General features: G+C 72.7%; 18 protein-coding genes, 1 pseudogene and 2 riboswitches. Of the genes and pseudogenes, 5 read left to right on the forward strand and 14 right to left on the reverse strand.

Features of this window, described 5'->3' with window-relative positions; all coding sequences use genetic code 11:
- Positions 1-118: 118 nt before the first annotated feature.
- Positions 119-1,078 (forward strand): annotated as a pseudogene (locus HGK68_RS12420) (MalY/PatB family protein); the annotation flags it as partial.
- Between the two features lie 173 nt (positions 1,079-1,251).
- Here HGK68_RS12420 and HGK68_RS12425 read toward each other — a convergent pair.
- The 3 genes from HGK68_RS12425 to HGK68_RS12435 all read right to left on the reverse strand — a co-directional run bounded on the left by HGK68_RS12425 (position 1,252) and on the right by HGK68_RS12435 (position 4,107).
- Positions 1,252-2,130, reverse strand: coding sequence for a bifunctional methylenetetrahydrofolate dehydrogenase/methenyltetrahydrofolate cyclohydrolase (locus HGK68_RS12425; RefSeq protein ID WP_169167113.1), 879 nt, complete (start codon positions 2,128-2,130; stop codon positions 1,252-1,254).
- Between the two features lie 10 nt (positions 2,131-2,140).
- Entirely contained in the window at positions 2,141-3,430 is a 1,290-nt protein-coding gene (gene glyA / locus HGK68_RS12430) for a serine hydroxymethyltransferase (RefSeq protein WP_169166244.1), read from the reverse strand.
- 64 nt (positions 3,431-3,494) lie between these two features.
- A riboswitch (ZMP/ZTP riboswitch) is annotated at positions 3,495-3,582 on the reverse strand.
- 15 nt (positions 3,583-3,597) lie between these two features.
- The gene (locus HGK68_RS12435; RefSeq protein WP_169166245.1) at positions 3,598-4,107 is read right to left on the reverse strand and encodes a GNAT family N-acetyltransferase; all 510 of its coding nucleotides are present in this window, start codon (positions 4,105-4,107) and stop codon (positions 3,598-3,600) included.
- Positions 4,108-4,207: 100 nt separating this feature from the next.
- Between HGK68_RS12435 and purU the strand changes: the two genes are divergently transcribed.
- Positions 4,208-5,053, forward strand: a complete 846-nt coding sequence (gene purU / locus HGK68_RS12440; protein ID WP_246260356.1) for a formyltetrahydrofolate deformylase — start codon at positions 4,208-4,210, stop codon at positions 5,051-5,053.
- A 3-nt stretch (positions 5,054-5,056) separates the two neighbouring features.
- Here the strand turns inward: purU and HGK68_RS12445 are convergent, their stop codons facing one another.
- The 3 genes from HGK68_RS12445 to HGK68_RS12455 all read right to left on the reverse strand — a co-directional run bounded on the left by HGK68_RS12445 (position 5,057) and on the right by HGK68_RS12455 (position 8,355).
- Positions 5,057-5,833, reverse strand: a complete 777-nt coding sequence (locus HGK68_RS12445; RefSeq protein ID WP_246260357.1) for an ATP-binding cassette domain-containing protein — start codon at positions 5,831-5,833, stop codon at positions 5,057-5,059.
- 26 nt (positions 5,834-5,859) lie between these two features.
- Positions 5,860-6,978, reverse strand: a complete 1,119-nt coding sequence (locus HGK68_RS12450; RefSeq protein WP_246260359.1) for an ROK family transcriptional regulator — start codon at positions 6,976-6,978, stop codon at positions 5,860-5,862.
- 159 nt (positions 6,979-7,137) lie between these two features.
- Entirely contained in the window at positions 7,138-8,355 is a 1,218-nt protein-coding gene (locus tag HGK68_RS12455; protein ID WP_169166249.1) for an NADP-dependent isocitrate dehydrogenase, read from the reverse strand.
- Between the two features lie 104 nt (positions 8,356-8,459).
- Here HGK68_RS12455 and HGK68_RS12460 point away from each other — a divergent pair, with 104 nt between their 5' ends.
- Positions 8,460-9,569, forward strand: coding sequence for an aquaporin (locus HGK68_RS12460; RefSeq protein ID WP_246260361.1), 1,110 nt, complete (start codon positions 8,460-8,462; stop codon positions 9,567-9,569).
- Positions 9,570-9,624: 55 nt separating this feature from the next.
- Here the strand turns inward: HGK68_RS12460 and HGK68_RS12465 are convergent, their stop codons facing one another.
- Positions 9,625-9,990: a DUF3017 domain-containing protein gene (locus HGK68_RS12465; RefSeq protein WP_169166250.1), complete on the reverse strand. Its 366-nt coding sequence runs from the start codon at positions 9,988-9,990 to the stop codon at positions 9,625-9,627.
- Between the two features lie 48 nt (positions 9,991-10,038).
- On the opposite strand from HGK68_RS12465, the gene HGK68_RS12470 reads away from it, so the two are divergent.
- The gene (locus HGK68_RS12470) at positions 10,039-11,388 is read left to right on the forward strand and encodes an NAD(P)/FAD-dependent oxidoreductase (RefSeq protein ID WP_246260363.1); all 1,350 of its coding nucleotides are present in this window, start codon (positions 10,039-10,041) and stop codon (positions 11,386-11,388) included.
- A 4-nt stretch (positions 11,389-11,392) separates the two neighbouring features.
- Here HGK68_RS12470 and HGK68_RS12475 read toward each other — a convergent pair whose 3' ends face one another.
- The 4 genes from HGK68_RS12475 to purN form a co-directional block, all read right to left on the reverse strand.
- Complete coding sequence (locus HGK68_RS12475; protein ID WP_169166251.1) at positions 11,393-12,481, reverse strand: VanZ family protein; 1,089 nt, start codon at positions 12,479-12,481, stop codon at positions 11,393-11,395.
- A gap of 94 nt (positions 12,482-12,575) precedes the next feature.
- On the reverse strand, positions 12,576-13,577 hold the full coding sequence (locus tag HGK68_RS12480; protein WP_169166252.1) for a DsbA family protein: 1,002 nt from the start codon (positions 13,575-13,577) through the stop codon (positions 12,576-12,578).
- A 90-nt stretch (positions 13,578-13,667) separates the two neighbouring features.
- Positions 13,668-15,284, reverse strand: a complete 1,617-nt coding sequence (purH, locus tag HGK68_RS12485) for a bifunctional phosphoribosylaminoimidazolecarboxamide formyltransferase/IMP cyclohydrolase (protein WP_169166253.1) — start codon at positions 15,282-15,284, stop codon at positions 13,668-13,670.
- A 38-nt stretch (positions 15,285-15,322) separates the two neighbouring features.
- A riboswitch (ZMP/ZTP riboswitch) is annotated at positions 15,323-15,414 on the reverse strand.
- Positions 15,415-15,418: 4 nt separating this feature from the next.
- The gene (gene purN, locus HGK68_RS12490) at positions 15,419-16,057 is read right to left on the reverse strand and encodes a phosphoribosylglycinamide formyltransferase (RefSeq protein WP_169166254.1); all 639 of its coding nucleotides are present in this window, start codon (positions 16,055-16,057) and stop codon (positions 15,419-15,421) included.
- A gap of 41 nt (positions 16,058-16,098) precedes the next feature.
- Here purN and HGK68_RS12495 point away from each other — a divergent pair, with 41 nt between their 5' ends.
- Positions 16,099-16,653, forward strand: a complete 555-nt coding sequence (locus tag HGK68_RS12495; protein ID WP_169166255.1) for a hypothetical protein — start codon at positions 16,099-16,101, stop codon at positions 16,651-16,653.
- Here HGK68_RS12495 and HGK68_RS12500 read toward each other — a convergent pair.
- From HGK68_RS12500 to sucC, 3 genes are all read right to left on the reverse strand, one after another.
- Positions 16,650-18,002, reverse strand: a complete 1,353-nt coding sequence (locus tag HGK68_RS12500) for a cell division protein PerM (protein ID WP_169166256.1) — start codon at positions 18,000-18,002, stop codon at positions 16,650-16,652. The genes HGK68_RS12495 and HGK68_RS12500 overlap by 4 nt on opposite strands.
- Positions 18,003-18,089: 87 nt before the next feature.
- Positions 18,090-18,986, reverse strand: a complete 897-nt coding sequence (gene sucD / locus HGK68_RS12505; RefSeq protein WP_169166257.1) for a succinate--CoA ligase subunit alpha — start codon at positions 18,984-18,986, stop codon at positions 18,090-18,092.
- Positions 18,987-19,023: 37 nt separating this feature from the next.
- A complete protein-coding gene (gene sucC, locus HGK68_RS12510) occupies positions 19,024-20,208 on the reverse strand; it encodes an ADP-forming succinate--CoA ligase subunit beta (RefSeq protein ID WP_169166258.1) in 1,185 nt (394 codons plus the stop codon).
- Positions 20,209-20,240: the final 32 nt, after the last annotated feature.

A 20,240-nucleotide genomic window follows, 5' to 3' on the forward strand; every position in this document is an offset into this window, starting at 1 on the left:
GGGGTGCAGGGTCGACGGGGCGCGGGGGCGGTGGTGTGATGCCGGGGTGACCTTCGCTTCGGACGCCGATTCCCGCACCCCCGACCAGCTCCGCGCCGCCGGGAGCGTGAAGTGGACGATGTTCCCGGACCGGCTCGGGGCGTTCGTCGCGGAGGCCGACTTCGGCACCGCCCCCGCCGTCACCGCTGCCCTGCACCGGGCGATCGACGGTGGCCGGCTCGGCTACCCCTCCCCCGGTGACGCACAGCGGATGGCGGAGGCGTTCGCCGGATTCGCCGAGGCCCATCACGGGTGGTCGGTGCCGGTCGATCGGGTGCGTCCGCTGCCGGACGTCTTCACCGCGTTCCGCGCGGCCATCGAGCTGTTCACCGCCCCCGGCGACGCGGTGATCGTGCCGACCCCGGCGTACATGCCGTTCATCGGGCTGCCGGTCACCCTCGGCCGCCGGACGGTCCAGGTGCCGCTGATCGAGGTCGACGGCCGACTGGAGCACGACCTGGACGGGATCGACCGGGCGTTCGACGACGGTGCCACGCTCCTGCTGCTCTGCAACCCGCACAACCCGACCGGCCGGGTGCTGGACGCCGACGAGCTCACCGGCATCGCCACCGTGGTGGACGCGCACGGCGGACGGGTGTTCGCCGACGAGATCCATGCCCCGCTGGTCTACCCGGACCGCGCGCACCTGCCCTACGCCGCGCTCGGCCCGGTCGCCGCCGGACAGGCGTTCACCGCGACCTCGACCAGCAAGGCGTGGAACATCCCCGGACTCAAAGCCGCCCAGGTGATCCTGAGCAACGACGCGGACGCCGAGCGGTGGCGGGCCGTCGGCGAGGACTACGAGAAGGGCGCCTCGACGCTCGGCATGATCGGTGCGGCCGCCGCGTACACCGACGGCCGGGAGTGGTTGGCCGAGGCGGTGCACTACCTGGACGGCAACCGGCGACTGTTCGCCGAGCTGGTGGCCGAGCGCCTGCCGGGCGTGCGGTTCACCCCGCCGGAGGGCACCTACCTGGGTTGGCTCGACCTGCGGGACACCCAGCTCTCCGGTCGGGAGATTCCCGGTCTGGCGCTCACCGACGGTCGGGCATGCGGTGCGGCGGGCGCAGGGTTCGTGCGGGTCACCCTGGCTACCCCACGGCCGGTGCTGCACGCCATCGTCGACCACATGGCTGCCGCCCGCCGCCGTTCCGCCCGGGCAGACGACGACGCCCGGCCCCGCGCACGGGACCGGGCGTCGTCAGGACGGACTCACACCGACCGTTCGGCGGCCTCCACCACGTTCGCCAGCAGCATCGCCCGGGTCATCGGCCCGACGCCGCCGGGGTTCGGCGAGCGCCACGCGGCGATCTCGGCGACCTCGGGGTCGACGTCCCCGGTGATCCGGCTGTTGCCGGTCTCCGGGTCGGTCACCCGCGAGACCCCGACGTCGATCACCACGGCCCCCGGCTTCACCAGGTCCGCGGTGAGGATGCCCGGCACCCCGGCCGCTGCGACGATCACGTCCGCGTGCCGGGTGTGCTCGGCCAGGTCGGCGGTGCCGGTGTGGGTCAGGGTGACGGTGGCGTTCACCGACCGCCGGGTGAGGAGCAGCCCGATCGAGCGCCCGACCGTGGTGCCGCGGCCGATCACGACCACGTCGGCACCGGCCAGCTCGACCCCGTGCCGTTCCAGCAGCTCGATGATGCCGCGCGGAGTGCAGGGCAGCGGGGAGTCGATCTCCTCGTTGACCCGCAGCACCAGGCGACCGAGGTTGGTCGGGTGCAGCCCGTCGGCGTCCTTCGCCGGGTCGACCAGCTCCAGCACCCGGTTGGTGTCGATCCCGCGCGGCAGCGGCAGCTGGACGATGAACCCGGTGCAGTCCGGGTCGGCGTTCAGCCGGGCCACCGCCGCCTCGATCTCCTCCTGGGAGGCGTCGGCGGGCAGGTCCTCCCGGATCGAGGCGATGCCCACCTCGGCGCAGTCCCGGTGCTTGCCGGCGACGTAGGACACCGAACCCGGGTCCTCCCCCACCAGCAGGGTGCCCAGACCGGGCCGGACACCCTTGGCCGCGAGCGCGGTGACCCGGGTGGCCAGCTCGGCCTTGATCGTGGCGGCGGTCGCCTTGCCGTCGAGGATGCGTGCTGTCATCGCGGCGCTCTCAGTACTGCTTGAGGCCGGGGTACAGCGGGAACGCCTCGGCCAGCTTGGTGACCCGCGCCCGCAGCGCCTCGACGTCGGCCGACTGACCGGCGGTCAGCGCGGTGGCGATCACGTCGGCGACCTCGGTGAACTCGGCGTCGCCGAAGCCACGGGTGGCCAGCGCCGGGGTGCCGATCCGCAGACCGGAGGTGACGCGCGGCGGACGCGGGTCGAAGGGCACCGCGTTCCGGTTCACCGTGATCCCGATCCCGTGCAGCAGGTCCTCGGCCTGCTGGCCGTCCAGCTGGGAGTGCCGCAGGTCCACCAGCACCAGGTGCACGTCGGTGCCGCCGGTGAGCACGGACACGCCGGCCTCCCGCACCGCGGGGGCGGCCAGCCGGTCGGCGATGATCCGCGCGCCGTCGATGGTGCGCTGCTGCCGGTCCTTGAACTCGTCGGAGCCGGCGATCTTGAAGGACACCGCCTTGGCGGCGATCACGTGCATCAGCGGGCCACCCTGCTGACCCGGGAACACGGCGGAGTCGATCTTCTTGGCGTACTCCTCCTTGCTCAGGATGAAGCCCGAGCGCGGACCGCCGATCGTCTTGTGCACCGTGGAGGACACCACGTCGGCGTAGGGCACCGGGGACGGGTGCAGCCCGGCGGCGACCAGCCCGGCGAAGTGCGCCATGTCGACCCAGAGCTTGGCGCCGACCTCGTCGGCGATCTCGCGCATCGCGGCGAAGTCCAGGTGCCGCGGGTAGGCGGACCAGCCGCCGATGATGACGTCCGGCCGGTGCTGGAGGGCCGCCTCGCGGATCGCCTCCGGCTCGATCAAGTAGGTGTCCGGGTTCACGCCGTAGGCGGCGACGTCGTAGAGCTTGCCGGAGAAGTTGATCTTCATGCCGTGGGTCAGGTGCCCACCATGGGACAGCTCCAGACCCAGGATCTTGTCGCCGGCGTTGGCCAGCGCGTGCAGGACCGCCGCGTTCGCGGTGGCACCGGCGTGCGGCTGCACGTTCGCGTGCTCGGCGCCGAACAGCTCCTTCGCGCGGGCGATCGCCAGGTTCTCGGCGATGTCGACCTGCTCGCAGCCGCCGTAGTAACGGCGACCGGGGTAGCCCTCGGCGTACTTGTTGGTCAGCACCGACCCCTGCGCCTGCAACACGGCACGGGGGACGAAGTTCTCACTGGCGATCATCTCCAGCGTGCTCTGCTGGCGGGTCAGCTCACCGTCCAGAACGGCGGCGATCTCGGGGTCGACCTGGTCCAGGCCCTGGTCCAACAGCGGGGTGTGCTCGGCGCTCATGCGTCTCCTCGGCACTCAGCGGGCGCGGTCGTGATGACCGCAGCCTCAGGCGGCGTTGATCCGACCGACGGGCCCAGGCGTCCGACCCGAAGTTCTCCAGCTGTGTCGCTCCCCGGTGGTGGTCCACCTGTGCGCCAGTTGCGACGCTGACACCATAGCAACTGGTGTCAGGGTGCGACCGGCTCGTCCGCGACGTCCGGGTCGCCCATGATCCGCCGCAGGTACGCGTAGGTCAGGTCGCCGACGGTCTGGTCGTGCTCGTGGGTGTAGCCGTGCTTCTCGTACACGGCGAGGTTCTGCACCGAGTCGCGCCCGGTGAACACCCAGACCTCCTCCACGTCCGCGGGCATGTGCGGCAGGATCGACAGCAGCAGCTGGGTGCCGATGCCGTGCCCCTGCTGGTCGGGCGCCACGGCGAACCGCCCCAGGGTGGCCTTCTTGCCCTCGAACACCACGCGGATCGAGCCGACCATCCGGTGACCCGCCCACGCGCCGAGCGTGACCACGCCGTCCTTGGCCAGGTCGGCACGCAGCTCGCTGAGCGTCTGGGTCAGCGGCGGGATGTTCGGGTCGTTGTACTGCTGGGCCTCGGTGACGAACGCGGCCCGGCGCAGCGTGAGCAGTTCGCCCGCCTCGGCGTCGTCGACGGGCCGGATGGTCACCTCGGTCTGGCTCATGGTCCTATCGTCGCAGCCGGGACGCCTTCCCGACCACCCGGAAGTCCTGTGTGTGGACAGCGGGGCATCGTCCCCGACCGCCCCGAGTACCCTCACCGTCGTGTCTACCTCCTGGGTGCTCTCGCTGTCCTGCCCCGACCAGCCCGGCATCGTCGCCGCTGTCGCCGGTCTGCTGGCCGCCCACGGGGGCAACATCACCGAGTCGCAGCAGTTCGGCGACCCGCTGTCCGGCCTGTTCTTCATGCGGGTCGAGGTCGCCGCGACCGCGACCCGGGAGCAGCTGACCGCCGACCTGGAGCCGCTGGCCGACCGGTTCGGCATGACCTGGACCCTGGACGTCGCGGGCCGACCGATGCGCACGCTGATCCTGGGGTCCACCGCCGCGCACTGCGTCAACGACCTGGCGTTCCGGCAGCGGTCCGAGGGTCTGCCGATCGACATCGTGGGCTTGGTGTCCAACCACACCGCACTGACCGACCTGGCGGCGTTCTACGGGATCGACTTCCACCACGTGCCGGTCACCAAGGACACCAAGGCCGAGGCGGAGGCGCGGCTGCTCGCGCTGGTCGAGGACCTGGACGTCGAACTGGTCGTGCTGGCCCGCTACATGCAGATCCTCTCCGACGACCTGTGCCGCAAGCTCGCCGGTCGGGTGATCAACATCCACCACTCGTTCCTGCCGTCGTTCAAGGGCGCCCGGCCCTATGCCCAGGCGCACGAGCGGGGCGTGAAGCTGATCGGCGCCACCGCCCACTACGTCACCGGTGACCTGGACGAGGGTCCGATCATCGAGCAGGACGTGGAGCGGGTCGACCACACCCGGGGCGTGAACGACCTGGTGGCACTGGGTCAGGACGTCGAGCGCCGAGCGCTGGCCCGGGCCGTGCGCTGGCACGCCGAGCACCGGGTGCTGCTCGACGGGCACCGCACGATCGTCTTCCGCTGACGACTAGAGCACGTGCGACGGCCGGATGCTGCGGCCGTCGGGCGTGATCCCGGTGATCGCCGCGATCAGGTCCTCGTAGGAGGCGTGCTCGGCGTCGAAGTCGCCGCTGACCCTGCCCAGGCGCAGCACGACGATCCGGTCGGCGACCGCCTGCACGTCCACCATCGAGTGGCTGATCATCACCACGCCGAGCCCGGCCTCGCGCAGCCGTTCGACCATGTTCAGCACCTCGGCGGTCTGGGAGATGCCCAGCGACGCCAGCGGCTCGTCCAGCACGACGACCTTCGGCTCGCCGACCAGTGCCCGGGCCACCGCCACCGCCTGCCGCTGCCCTCCGGACAACGAGCTGAGCGGGGCCCGCACCGACGGCACCCGGGCCGCCAGCTGGTTCAGCACCTCCCAGGCGCGCTTCTCCATCAGCCGCTCGTCCAGCAGCCCGCCGCGCCGCAGCTCCTGACCGAGGAACAGGTTCTGCACCACGTCCAGGTTCTCCGCCAGCGCCGGGACCTGGAACACCGCGGCGATCCCGCGTTCCCGGGCCTCCCGGGTGTTGTTCAGCACGACCCGCTCGCCGCCGACCTCGATCCAGCCGGAACCGGGCACCAGCGCGCCGGACATCACCCGGGCGAGGGTCGACTTGCCGGCGCCGATGTCACCGACGACGGCGACCACCTCGTGCGGGTGCACGTCCAGGTCGACGTCGACCAGGGCACGCACCGCGCCGTACTGGTAGGACACACCGCGAACCGACAGGGCTGGTGTGCTCGTCCGTGAGGCCACCGGTCCTCCTCCACTGCTGTGGGTGGTCATCCTGCCACCACCAGAGATTCCGCCACACCGGCGTGGTCCATCGCCAGGGCGAGCGCACCGCGCACCTCCGCCTCGGTGCCGAGCGCCGTGGCCACCACCTCGACCGGCCCGACCGTGCTGGGCAGGGTGCGTTGCAGCAGCACCGACCGGAAGGTGTCCAGCAGGATCGGCCCCGCCTCGGCCAGCCGACCACCGACCACCACGACCTCCGGGTCGAGCAGGTTGCAGGTGTCGGCCGCGGCGACCGCGAGCAGTCGACCGGCGTCCGAGATCACCCGGCGGCACCCCGGGTCGCCGTCCTGCGCGCGGGCGATCACGTCCGGCAGCGTCAGGTGTCCGTGGCTGGACTCCAGCATCCGCAGCAGCGCCGGGGCGCCGATCACCGCGTCCAGGCAGCCGCGGTTGCCGCACCGGCAGATCGGACCGTTCTCGTCCACGGTGATGTGGCCGAACTCCCCGGCCGCGCCGGCCCGCCCGTGCACCAGCCGTCCGCCGACGATCAGCCCGGCGCCGACGCCGTGGGACACCTTCAGGTAGACCACGTGCTGGCGTCCGGTCGCGGCGCCCTGGCGCAGTTCGGCCAGCGCGCCGAGGTTCGCGTCGTTGTCCACGTAGACCGGGGCCGCCAGCCGTCGCTCCAGCACCTCGGTCACCGAGACGCCGTCCCAGCCGCGCAGCACCCCGGCGGAGACGATCCGGCCGGTGGTCGGGTCGACCGGCGCCGGGACCCCCACCCCGACCGCCATCAGCTCGGACAGGCTGGTGTCCAGGCTCTCCACCAGCTCGGCGATCAGCAGCGCGGCACGTTCGAGTCCGGCGTCGGCGCGGTGCTCCGGCGGCAGCGGCATCCGCTGCTCGGCCAGGATCTGCTGCCCCGCGTCGGCGATCGCGACCCGCAACGACCGGGAACCGAAGTGCACTCCGGCGACCAGGCCGAGGTTCCGGGCGAGGGTCACCTGCTGGGCACGGCGGCCGCTGCGGATGCTGGAGGAGGTGTTCAGGACCCCGGCGGAGGTCAGCTCCTTGACGATGTTCGACACCGTGGCGGGTGACAGCCCGGTGACACCGGCCAGCTCGACCTGCGTGAGGGAGCCACGCTGCTGGACGGCACTCACGATCCGGGCGCGGTTGGCTTCGCGGAGCGAAGACTGCGAACCCGGGGTCACCCTCTCAGTGCCCACCCCAGGAGGATAGCGGTGCTGGGCTTGGGTTCAGAACCTGACCACAACGGCCCCACCCCGCCACAGCGGAATGGGGCCGTCGGTCACGCGGGATCAGCCCAGGCGCGCGGCGAGGTTCTGGTCCAGGGCGGCGAGGAAGTCCTCGGTGGTGAGCCACTGCTGGTCCGGGCCGACCAGGAGCGCGAGGTCCTTGGTCATCTTGCCGGACTCGACGGTCTTGACCACGACGTCCTCGAGGGTCTCCGCGAAGGTGATGACCTCGGGGGTGCCGTCCAGCTTGCCGCGGTGCTTGAGGCCACCGGTCCAGGCGAAGATCGACGCGATCGGGTTGGTCGAGGTCGGCTTGCCCTGCTGGTGCTGGCGGTAGTGCCGGGTCACGGTGCCGTGTGCGGCCTCCGCCTCCACGGTCTTGCCGTCCGGGGTCATCAGCACCGACGTCATCAGGCCGAGCGAGCCGAAGCCCTGCGCGACGGTGTCGGACTGCACGTCACCGTCGTAGTTCTTGCAGGCCCAGACGTAGCCGCCCTCCCACTTCATCGCGGAGGCGACCATGTCGTCGATCAGCCGGTGCTCGTAGGTGAGGCCCCGCTCGGCGAAGGCGGACGCGAACTCCTGGTCGAACACCTCCTGGAAGATGTCCTTGAAGGCACCGTCGTAGGCCTTGAGGATCGTGTTCTTGGTCGACAGGTACACCGGGTAGTTCCGCTGCAGGCCGTAGGCGAAGGACGCCCGGGCGAAGTCGCGGATCGACTCGTTGAAGTTGTACATGCCCATCGCCACGCCGCCCGCCTCCGGGTAGGTGACGACCTCCTGGTGGATCGGCTCGGAGCCGTCCGCCGGGGTGTAGGTCAGCGTGAGCGTGCCGGCGCCCGGCACCTTGAAGTTGGTCGCCTTGTACTGGTCGCCGTGGGCGTGCCGCCCGATGATGATCGGCTTGTTCCAGCCCGGCACCAGCCGCGGGATGTTGCTGATGATGATCGGCTCGCGGAAGACCACACCGCCGAGGATGTTGCGGATCGTGCCGTTCGGGGAGACCCACATCTTCTTGAGGCCGAACTCCTCGACCCGGGCCTCGTCCGGGGTGATGGTGGCGCACTTGACGCCGACCCCGTGCTCCTTGATGGCGTGCGCCGCGTCGACCGTGACCTGGTCGTCGGTGGCGTCGCGGTTCTGGATCGACAGGTCGTAGTACCGCAGGTCGATGTCCAGATACGGGTGGATCAGGCGGTCCTTGATGAACTGCCAGATGATCCGAGTCATCTCGTCGCCGTCGAGCTCGACGACCGGTCCCTGCACCTTGATCTTGGCCATGTCCGCCAGATTACTTGACGTCGAGATACTTCGGGTCGCAACCCGGACTGCCAGGCGACGCACAGAGTCGGCTGGCATGCTGAGTGGTCGGGTGCGCGCAGCAGGTGCGCCGACCCACCGCCGCGGCACAGACCCGCGGCTCCACCGATCTGACGAATGACGGGATCACCATGTCGCAGGAGAAGCCCGGCGCCCCGGGCGCGCCGGAACCGACGCCGCAGCAGCCCGAGACCACCGCCGCCGACGCCACACCGGTCGAGCCGACCCCGGCCGCCGAGGTCCCGGTCGCGCCGGTCGCCCCCGGCCCGGCAGCCCAGGCGGGCTTCGGCGCCGCGGACGGCTACGGCCTGCCGCGCCCCGGCGTCGAGGTCGAGGTCGACGAGTACGCGGTGCCGCTGCGCCCGGAGGGGGCCTCGCTGGCAGCCCGTCTGGGCGCCGAGGCGTTCGGCACCTTCGTGCTGGTGCTCGCCGGTCTGGGCACGGCCCTCTACGCCTCCTACACCGGTGCCGGAGCCCTCGGCGTCGCGCTGGCCTTCGGGCTGGCGGCCGGTGCCGCGCACCTGGCGATCGGCCGGGTCTCCGGCGGACACCTGAACCCGGCGATCACGCTCGGCTCCGCGCTGGCCGGTCGCACCCGGTTCGCCCACCTGCTGCCGTACTGGGTGGCCCAGGTGATCGGTGCCGCGCTGGCCTCGGCCGTGCTGTACCTGCCGGTGTCCACCTTCCCGGCGCTGCAGACCGCCGAGCGGCAGTTCTTCAGCTCGACCGCGAACGGCTTCGAGGCGCACTCCCCGCTGGCGATGTCCACCGGCAGCACCGAGGGCTTCAGCCTGATCGCCGCGCTGCTGGTCGAGGTCGTGGTCTCCGCGGTCCTGGTCGGCGTGTTCCTCGCGGTGAGCAACCGCACCACCACCGACCGCACCGGCGTGCAGAAGTCCGCCGTCGGCTACGGCGCCGTGCTGGCCCTGGCCGTGCTGATCGCCACCCCGATCACCAACGCCGGCCTGAACCCGGCGCGCAGCCTGGCGGCGGCGATCTTCTCCGAGAGCTGGGCCTGGGGTCAGCTGTGGGTGTTCGCCGTGGCGCCGCTGTTCGGTGCGGTGCTCGCCGCGCTGCTCTACCGCGGCTTCGGCGGCGGTGACGACGACGCCGAGCTGGACGACGAGCTGGCCGACGACGTGCTGATCGAGGAGGAGATCACCGAGGTCCGCTGACCCGGCGCTCTCCGGCAGGGCGGTCCCGTTCCGACGGGGCCGCCCTGTGTCGCGTTCAGGGCAGGATCTGGGCCAGCGCGCCGATGCTGACGCTGAGGAACGCCAGGGTCACCACGTCGACGGCGCGCCTGCGCACCACCAGCACGGCGGGTCCCGGGCCGCGCACGACCGCCCGCACCACGGCACACCCCGCCAGCAGCAGGGCGAACAGCGAGGCACCGAAGCCCGGTCCCCAGACCAGGGCCACCGCGACGCAGGCGAGCACCGCTCCAGCCACGATCCACAGCGACGCGTTGCGCCCTGCCTCCAGCGACGCGCGGGCGATCTCCCGCGGGTCGAGCGGCTGACCGTCGGGGCCGAACCGGGCGTCCGGGTCCTCCAGCGGATCCGCCGCGGACTGACCGGGGGTGGTCGGGGTCACGGGGCTGCTCCCTTCGATCGAGGCCGCCGCCGAGACTACCGTGGCCGGGTGAGCGCAGCCGACGACACCTCTGCCCCGTCCCGGATCCTGGTGGTGGGTGCCGGCCTCGCCGGGGCCCGCACGGTGCTGGAACTGCGCCGTCAGGGCCACACCGGCTGGATCGGACTGATCGGTGCCGAGGACGTGCCGCCCTACGACCGGCCGCCGCTGTCCAAGCACCTGTTCGACCGGCCCGCGCCCGCATGGCTGGCCGATGAATTGGCCGCCGACGCGCTGACCGCCGCCGACGACGTGCTGCTCGGGGTGCGGGCCACCGGACTGCGGGTCGACGCGGACGGGGTGCGGGTGAGCGTGGCTGCCGCCGGGGACCGGCCCGGCGCGCTGCCCGACCTGCCGACCGAGATCGCGGCCGACGCGGTGGTGGTGGCCACCGGCTCCACCCCGATGAACCCGTGGCCCGCCGCTCGGGTGCTGCACACCGCCGCCGACGCGGAGTCCCTGCGACACGCGGTGGCCGACGCGCGGCGCCTGGTGATCGTCGGTGCGGGCTGGATCGGCGCGGAGCTGGCGACGGTCGCCGCGGCCGCCCTGCCGGACCGGCTCGAGGTGACGGTGCTGGAGGCGCTGGCCGGACCGTTGCCGGTGCTGGGCGCCGTCGGTGAGCTGACCCGGGACTGGTGGCAGCGGGCCGGGATCGACCTGCGCACCGGGGTGCGGGTAGCGACCGTGGACGACGGCGGCGTGACACTCGCCGACGGCGAGCGGATCGATGCCGACCTGGTGCTGGCGGCGGTGGGGGCACGACCGGCCACCGACTGGCTGGACGGTGCCCTGCCCCGGGACCCGGACGGCGCGGTGCGGGTGGACGAGTGGGGCGCGCCGCTCGTCGACCCGCTGGACGGCCCGGTCACCCACAGCACTGACAGCACTGACAGCACCGACAGCACCGGTGCGCCCCTGCCCGCCCGGTCCCGGGTGCGGCTGGTCGGTGACGTGACCCGGCGTCGCTCCGCCCGGCACGGCTGGGTCAGCGGCGGGCACTGGGACGCGGCGCTGCGCGCACCGGCCGCCGTCGTGGCGGGTCTGCTCGGGGAGGCAGCCGCCGAGGACCCGGCGCCCTACGTGTTCTCCACCCAGTTCGGACACGAGCTGGCGCTGTACGGCCACCCGGGACACGGTGACGAGGTGGTGCTGCGCGGCGACCCGGACGACGCCAGCGGGTGGGCCGCCCTGTGGTTCGCGCCGGACAGCGACCGGCTGACCGCCGTCTTCACCGTCGACCGGCCCCGGGACGTGGCGGCGGCCCGTCGGCTGTTCGCCGCCGAGCAGCTGCCCGAGCTGGACCGCGTCGCCGCCGCCGACCCGGCCGTGCAGCTCCGCTCGGCGCTGCGGGCCTGAGCGCTCAGCGCGGGGTGCGGGCGTCCACCAGCTCCGCGCCGGTGATCGCGTAGGACAACCCCCGGTGCCCGCGGGTGCCCGGCACCGCCACCACCGTGGCGATCACGAAAGCGACCAGCACCAGGCCCCACCCGTCGATCGAGATCAGCACGCCCCACCCGCCGGCGCCGCACAGCCCGCGCAGCACACGTCGCGCCAGGTCACCGCGCACCAGCTCACCGGTGGCACCGCGCCAGCGCGGTTCGAGCCACATCGCACGCTGACCGAGGGACGCCCCGGAGCCGATCAGCGGCGGAAGCCAGAGCAGCAAGGCCGCCGGGAGCCAGGTGGTCACCAGGTCGGGCGGATTCCAGGTGGTCCCGTCCACCAGATAGCCGGCCAGGATCCAGCCGATCCCGAGCGCCGCGCCCAGGGCGAACACCGCCATGACGTCGATCAGCATGCCCAGCCAGCGGCGCAGCGCACCCACCGGTCGCGGGGTCCCCCGGCCGCGGGCCAGGTCGGCGGGACGCGGCATCCACCGCATGATCACCGGCGCGATCAGCGCACCCAGCAATCCGCCGAGGGTGTTGGTCATCAGGTCGTCGACGTCGCCCAGCCGGTAGGAGCAGCCGATCAGACCGAAGATCCCGGTGAACTGGGTGACCTCGATCAGCAGGGAGCCGAGCGCGGCGGTGACCGTCGCCCGGACCACACCCCAGCCCGCGAACCCCCGGGCGAACACGCCCCAGGGGATGAACAGCAGGACGTTGAACACCACCTGCAGCACCGCGACGCTGCGCAGGGTGGCGACCAGGCTCAGACCGGCGGTGTCCCGGCGGATGTCGGCGATGAACTGGAACGGGTGCAGCTGCGCGCCGCCGACCCCGTGCTCGGCGCACCACAGCGCCAGATCACCGGAGGGCAGGGGCAGCAGGGTGTACGCGACCAGCGCCACGCCGTAGATCGCGAGCGCCGCGGTGCCGAGCAGCCGTCGGGCGCTGAGACGGCCGAACCGTCGGCTCTGCCAGACCACCGCCGGGAGGAACACTCCGGCGAACACCATCAGTCCGCCGATCACGCCCACCCAGGCCGGCCACGTCCACGTTCCCATGCCGACCAGCGTAGAAACCCAGGTCGGTGGCCACATCCACCCCCGATCCGACCCGTGCGTCCCCCTGCGGTCGGACCGGCGCGGGCGGTCCGGCCTACTGCGCGGTGGGGCGGTCGGTCGGGGTCGTGGGAGTCGGGGTCGCGGTCGGGGCCGGGCTGGACTCGGCGGCGAGCTGCTCGCTGACCTCGGTGATGAAGGCGACCAGTGCCTGGTTGTCGTCCAGCGATCCGGTGTACCGCTCCCCCGCGACCATCAGCACCGGTGCGGCATCGGTCGCTCCCACACTGTCGGCTGCTCGGTCGGTGGCGTCCCGCACCCAGGGTTCGAAGCTGTGGTCGCTGAGGCAGTCGGTGACCGTGGTGTTGGTGATCCCGGTGCCGCGCACGAGGTCGGCGAGCTGGTCGTCGGTGAGGCCCGCTGCCCCCAGGTCGGGCTGGGCGCCGATCAGCGCCTGGTGCACGCTCAGCGCGTTGTCCGGCACAGTGTCGGCGACGCAGGCCAGCGCATTGGCGGCGCGCACCGAGTAGTCGCCGGTGGTGTCGATGCTCGCGGACGGTGCGGTGGGTGCGGGCGATGCGGCGGCGGTCGGGGTCGGCGCTGCCACCGCGGCGTCGTCCAGCACCGCGACCGGATGCAGTTCCAGGGTGGCCAGGCCCTGGGTGACCCAGGAATCGATCTGGTCACCGTTCGCCGCCCAGAAGGTCTGCGCCTGCGGCGAGCGGTAGTCCAGGTAGAGCACCAGGTCCAGCGCCCCGGAGCTGCGGTCCACCACGGTCGGGGTCGGCTCGGTGTCCGGATCGAGCGCGCTGGTCCGGGTGGCGGTCACCGTGCTGCCGTCGCCGGTCAGCACCACACCGTCGCTGAGCATGTTCTTCGGCCCCAGGTGCGCCGCCCGCGCCGACGACTGCACCACCAGCACCGCGACCACACCGACGGCGAACACCGCCAATCCGGCACCGGTCCAGCCGAGCCGCCGGTTGCGTCGTCGTCGGGCGAGCTCGCGCTCGCGCTCGATCCGGGCCAGCTCACGGGCCAGCACCCGGCGGTCCTTCTTCGGCAGCTTCTTCAGATCGGACCGGCGAGGGGTCGTGCTCACGGCGTTGCTCCTGGGGTCATTCTCGGCTGACGACGACCCAGGGTGGCGCGCCAACCTGACGGCCGGCTGTGAGGCACGACCCCTCGCGGGTCAGTGCGCGAAGTGCCGGGTGCCGGTCAGGTAGAGGGTGACACCGGCGGCCTGCGCCGCGGCGATGACCTCCTCGTCCCGGACCGACCCGCCGGGCTGGACCACCGCACGGACCCCGGCGTCCAGCAGCACCTGCAGCCCGTCGGCGAACGGGAAGAACGCATCGGAGGCGGCCACCGCTCCCCGCGCCCGCTCGGTGCCGGTGTTGGCCCGCTCGACCGCCAACCGGCAGGAGTCGACCCGGTTGACCTGACCCATCCCGACGCCGACCGAGGCGCCGCCGTCGGCCAGCAGGATCGCGTTCGACTTCACCGCGCGCACGGCACGCCAGGCGAAGGTCAGGTCGGCGAGCGTGGCGGCGTCGGCGGCGTCACCGGCGGCCAGGGTCCAGGTCGCCGGGTCGTCACCGGGGGCGTCGATCCGGTCGGACTCCTGCACCAGCACGCCGCCGCTGATCGGCCGGAGCTCGGTTCCGGCACCGGGCACCCCGTCGACCACCAGCAGGCGGATGTTCTTCTTCCGGGACAGGATCTCCAGCGCCGCCGGCTCGAAGGCGGGGGCGACGACGACCTCGGTGAACACCGGGGCGATCTGCTCGGCCAGGGCGACCGTGACCGGCTGGTTCGCGGCGATCACACCGCCGTAGGCGGAGACCGGATCGCAGGCGTGCGCCTTGGCGTGGGCGTCGGCGATGTCCGAGCCGACCGCGATCCCGCACGGGTTGGCGTGCTTGATGATCGCCACCGCCGGACCGTCGTGGTCGTGTGCCGCCCGCCAGGCGGCGTCGGCGTCCACGTAGTTGTTGTAGCTCATCGCCTTGCCGTGCAGCTGGGTGGCGGTGGCCAGCCCGCTCGCACCCGGTGCGGTGTACACGGCGGCGCGCTGGTGCGGGTTCTCGCCGTAGCGCAGCACGTCCGCCCGCTCCCAGCTCGCCCCCGCGAACGCCGGGAAGCCGGAGCCGTCGTCGGTGGGGGCGCCGATGCCGCCCATCCAGGAGGCCACCGCCACGTCGTAGGCGGCGGTGTGCGCGAACGCCTGCGCCGCCAGCCGACCTCGCTGGCCCAGGGTGAAGCCCCCGGCACCGACGGCGGCGATCACCTGGTCGTACCCGGCGGGGTCCACCACCACGGCGACGCTGGGGTGGTTCTTCGCCGCCGCGCGCACCATCGACGGTCCGCCGATGTCGATCTGCTCGACGCACTCGTCCGGGGTGGCGCCGGAGGCCACGGTCGCGGTGAACGGGTAGAGGTTCACCACGACCAGCTCGAAGGGCGCCACCCCCAGCTCGTCCAGCTGCGCCAGGTGCTCGGGACGCCGGGTGTCGGCCAGGATCCCGGCGTGCACCCGCGGGTGCAGGGTCTTGACCCGTCCGTCCAGGCACTCCGGGAAGCCGGTCAGCTCCTCCACCCGGGTCACCGGCACCCCGGCGGCGGCGATGGTGCCCGCGGTCGACCCGGTGGACACCAGCTCCACCCCGGCGGCGTGCAGGGCGGTCGCCAGCTCGGTCAGGCCGGTCTTGTCGTAGACCGAGATCAGCGCGCGGCGGATCGGTCGACGGGTGTCCTCCGCCTCACGGTCGGCGACGACGGGCAGCGAGGGCAGATCGGCGTGGGACATGGTCTCCTCCGGGACGGCGTGCGGGTGTGCAGCGGTTCCCCGCGCGCCCAGGCGATCGACGCGTCGGTGGAGGTGACTCCGGCCGCTCCCCGGTGGTTGGTTCCACCCTTCGCCAGTCGCGACCGTGGACGAGCCTAACCGACGGTGACCACACGCCCCTCGACCCGCAGACCACCGGCGACGATGCGCCCCACCCACTCGACCAGCATCACCCGCTCGGCGACCTTGATCCGCTCGTGCAGCGCCGACTCGTCCTCCCCCGGCAGGATCTCGACCGCGACCTGGGCGATCACTGGCCCGGTGTCGGTGCCCGCGTCCACCACGTGCAGGGTCGACCCGGTCACCTTCGCCCCGTAGGCCAGCGCGTCCCGCACCGCGTGCGCTCCGGGGAAGGACGGCAGCAGCGCCGGGTGGGTGTTCACCACCCGGTCCGGCCACCGACCCAGCACCGGCTCGCCCAGGATCCGCATGAACCCGGCGGAGACCACCAGATCTGGCCCGAAGACCGCGATCGCCTCCGCCAGGCCGACGTTCCAGGCGTCCCGGTCCGGGAAGTCCCCCGGCGCCACGACGGCGGTCGGCACCCCGGCGGCCCGGGCGATGTCCAGCCCGCCGGCACCGGCCCGGTCACTGATGACGCCGACCACCCGGGCCGGGTACGCCGGGTCCCGCTGGGCGGCGAGCAGCGCTGCCAGGTTGCTGCCGGTGCCGGAGATCAGCACCACCAGGCGACCGGTGCTGCGGGTGGGGTGGCTGGGGGGTGCTGGCTGCATGAGGTCGGACTGTAGCGGGCGACCGGTGCGAGGATGCTCCGGTGAGCAACCCGTACGCACCGCCGCCCGCCGACCGTCCCACCCCGGACCCTCGGCAGCAGCCGCTCACGCCGCCCGGGCCCCAGCAGCTGCGCCCGGCTCCGCAGCGCCCGCCGGTGCCGCCCGAGCACCCTGGGCCCACTGAGCCACCTGAGCCGCCGGACCCCGCGCTGGTGCTGGAGACCGGTCGCCTGGTGCGCCTGTTCGGGATCTGGATGATCGCGGCGGTGCTGGTCAGCATGCTGCCGCTGCCCTGGGGCGCTGCGGCAGTGCTGTTCCTGGTCGGTGCGGTGGTCACCGGCATCCGGGCGCTGCGCACCGCGTCGAGGGGCCGGGTCGGTGGTGCGCTGGCGCCGATGGTGGTGGTCGGATTGGCGCTGGCCGGGCTGCTGGGGCTGATGACCCTCGCCCCGCTGGCCCTGTGGCCCGCGCAGACGGCGTTGCAGGACTGCCTCGGCTCGGCGGTCACCGAATCGGCGCGCACCAGCTGTCAGGTGGAGTACGAGCAGCGGTCCACCGAGCTGATGGAGGGGTGGCTGGGCGGCAGCGGGTCCTAGTCGCCCGCGGCGCGTCCGCCGGGAGCCGAGTCCGTGCCACCAGTGGTCGTGCCACCCGCAGCCGTCGCCGTGGCCCTGACGTCCGCCTGCGCGCCGCCGCGGATCCGCCGCCACCCACCCCGCGCCGCCGAGGCGACCGCGGTGCGGACGTTCCGGTCGGCGGGCAGCAGCACGAGCACCATCGCCACCGCCGTCCCGGCCGCCACGGTGAGTCCGACCAGGAGCGGCGCCGGTCCGAAGTGGGTCATCCTGCCCGGCCCGATGCCACCGGACGCCAGCGCCGCGAGCAACCCGGCACCCACCCCGGCGACCACAGCGGCCACGGCTCCGGCGATCACCGGGTGCCAGGCACTGCGCGAGTCGAGTCGTCGGCGCAGCCAGAGCACGGCGAGCAGCCCGGTCAGCACGGTGAGCACCGGGATGTAGCGCAGCACGCCGCCCGCGATGTCGGGGGCGGGCAGCGCACCGAGGATCGGCACCGCGGGCAGTGCTCCGGTGTCGGCGCCACCGACAGTGAAAGAGGTACCGGTGCCCACCGCGAAGCCGGGGCCGGAGAGCCAGGACATCGCCCAGATCACCAGGGTGGGCAGGTAGGCGAGCTCACCGACCGCGAGCACGACCCCGCCGACCGCGTCCAGGCCCAACCCGGTGACCACGTCACCGATGGTGCTCCGTCCGGCCAGGATCCAGCCGACGGTGAGCAGCGCCGAGACCCCCAGCAGGGCGACGAGGGACACCGCCCCGGCCCCGATCCCCTGCGCGACGGCATCCGGCAGCCGTCGTCGCACCGGCTGCAGCAGCGTGGCGACCCGGGGCGCCTCGGCCCGGCGGAGCAGCCCCGCGCCGAGCCCCAGCCCGGAGACGGTGACGGCGGCGAACACCCCGATCCCGAGGTGCAGCAGCGGCACCCCGGAGAACAACCCGACCAGGACCAGCACCCCGGTGTAGGCCAGCACTCCGGCGCCGTAGGACCGCCAGGTGGCGTAGCCCGAGCGGCGCGCCGACGCCCAGGCACTGAACACGGCCAGGGCGGTCAACCCGAGCGGGGCGAGCGTCACCGACGGAGCGGTCGGGAAGGGCACCCCGTGGGCCAGCAGCCACACCCCGGCGCCGACCTGGAGGGCGCTGGTCCACGGCACCCCGTCGGTGGCCGGGGCCGAGGAGGTCGCCACGAAGGCGGCGATCGCGGGCACGACCACCAGCAGCAGGGACAGCAGTGCCGCCTGCAACCCGGCGAGCATCCCGCCGACCCAGCGCGGAGCCCCGTCCAGGTCGGAGGCGAAGAATCGGTTGGGCGTGCGGTCGTCGAGAACCCGGGACGTGCTGGGTGGCCGGGTTCGGTGACTCATCGCGCCATCTTCCCCCGAGCCGGTGGCCCAGGGAGGTCACCCGACGCGGCGTGCCGTCATGATGATCGACACGCCGCGTCGGTGCGCTCAGGCGAGCAGCTTGCGCGCCAGCTCCGCGGTCTCGGTGGGCGTGGTGCCGACCTGGACGCCGGCGGCCTCCAGCGCCTCCTTCTTGGCGGCTGCGGTGCCCGCCGACCCGGAGACGATCGCCCCGGCGTGCCCCATGGTCTTGCCCTCCGGCGCGGTGAACCCGGCGACGTAGGCGACCACCGGCTTGGTGACGTTGGCCTGGATGAACGCCGCCGCCCGCTCCTCGGCGTCGCCACCGATCTCCCCGATCAGCACGATCAGGTCGGTGTCCGGGTCCTCCTGGAAGGCGGCGAGCGCGTCGATGTGCGTGGTCCCGATGATCGGGTCGCCGCCGATGCCGACCGCCGTGGAGAACCCGAGGTCACGCAGCTCGTACATCATCTGGTAGGTCAGGGTGCCGGACTTGGACACCAGACCGATCCGACCCGGGCCGGTGATGTCGGAGGGGATGATGCCGACGTTGGACTGGGACGGGCTGATCAGGCCGGGGCAGTTCGGGCCGATCAGGCGCACCCCCTTCTCCTGCGCGTAGGCGAAGAACTCGGCGGTGTCGGCGACCGGCACCCCCTCGGTGATGATCACGATCAGCGGAACCCCGGCGTCGACGGCCTCGATCACCGCCGCCTTGGTGAAGGCCGGCGGCACGAAGATCACCGACACGTCGGCACGGGTGGACTCGACCGCCTGCGCCACCGAGCCGAAGACCGGGATCGCGACGGTGAGCCCGGAGCCGTCACCGCGCGGGAACTCGACGCTGGTGCCCGCCTTCCGCGGGTTCACTCCGCCGACGATGGTGGTGCCGGAGGCCAGCATCCGGGTGGTGTGCTTGCTGCCTTCGGAGCCGGTCATGCCTTGGACGATGACCCGGGAGTCCGCGGTCAGGAAGATCGCCATGGGTGGGTTGTCTCTCTTCTTCGCTTCTCGGATGGTCTCAGGCGGTGTGGGCGAGCCGGGCTGCCTCGGCGGCCCCGCCGTCCATCGTCTCGGCCAGGGTGACCAGCGGGTGGTTCGCGTCCCGCAGGATGCGGCGACCGGCGATCACGTTGTTGCCGTCCAGCCGGACCACCAGCGGCTTGGTCGCCTGGTCGCCCAGGATGCCGAGCGCCGCGACGATGCCGTTGGCGACCGCGTCGCAGGCGGTGATGCCACCGAAGACGTTGACGAACACCGACTTCACCTGCGGGTCGGACAGGATGATGTCCAGTCCGGCGGCCATCACCTCGGCCGAGGCGCCACCGCCGATGTCCAGGAAGTTCGCCGGCTTCACGCCGCCGTGCTCCTCGCCCGCGTAGGCGACGACGTCCAGGGTGCTCATCACCAGACCGGCGCCGTTGCCGATCACGCCGACCTCGCCGTCCAGCTTGACGTAGTTGAGGTCCTTCTCCTTGGCCTTCGCCTCCAGCGGGTCGTCCGCGGTCGGGTCGGCCAGCTCGGCGTGGTCGGCGTGCCGGAAGTCGGCGTTGGCGTCCAGGGACACCTTGCCGTCCAGGGCGACGACCCGGCCCTCGGCGGTCAGCACCAGGGGGTTCACCTCGACCAGGGTGGCGTCCTCCTCGCGGTAGACGTCCCAGAGCCGCTGCAGCACCTCGGCCACCTGGTCGGCGACCTCGGGGGCGAAGCCGGCGGTGGCGACGATCTCCGATGCCTTCGCCGCGTCGATGCCGGTGCGCGGGTCGACCGGCACCTTGGCCAGGGCGTCCGGCCGCTCCACCGCGAGCTGCTCGATCTCCATGCCGCCCTCGACGCTGGCCATCGCCAGGTAGCGCCGCTCGGAGCGGTCCAGCAGCAGGGAGAAGTAGAACTCCTGGTCGATGTTCGCGCCGGCCGCGATCATCACCTGGTGGACGGTGTGGCCCTTGATGTCCATGCCGAGGATCTCCTCGGCGCGCTCGGCCGCCTCCTGCGCCGACCGGGCGATCTTCACGCCACCGGCCTTGCCACGGCCGCCGGTCTTGACCTGCGCCTTCACCACGACGACGCCGGTGGCGTCGGGGGCTGCCAGGAGGGTCTGTGCTGCTAGCTGCGCCTCGGCGACGGTCCGGGCGACGATCCCGCCCAGAACGGGAACCCCGTGCCGCTCGAAGAGGTCGCGTGCCTGGTATTCGAACAGGTCCACGTGTTGCGGTCCTTCCCATGTATCCCGGGTCG

This window comes from Cellulomonas taurus (assembly GCF_012931845.1).
Lineage (GTDB): Bacteria > Actinomycetota > Actinomycetes > Actinomycetales > Cellulomonadaceae > Cellulomonas > Cellulomonas taurus.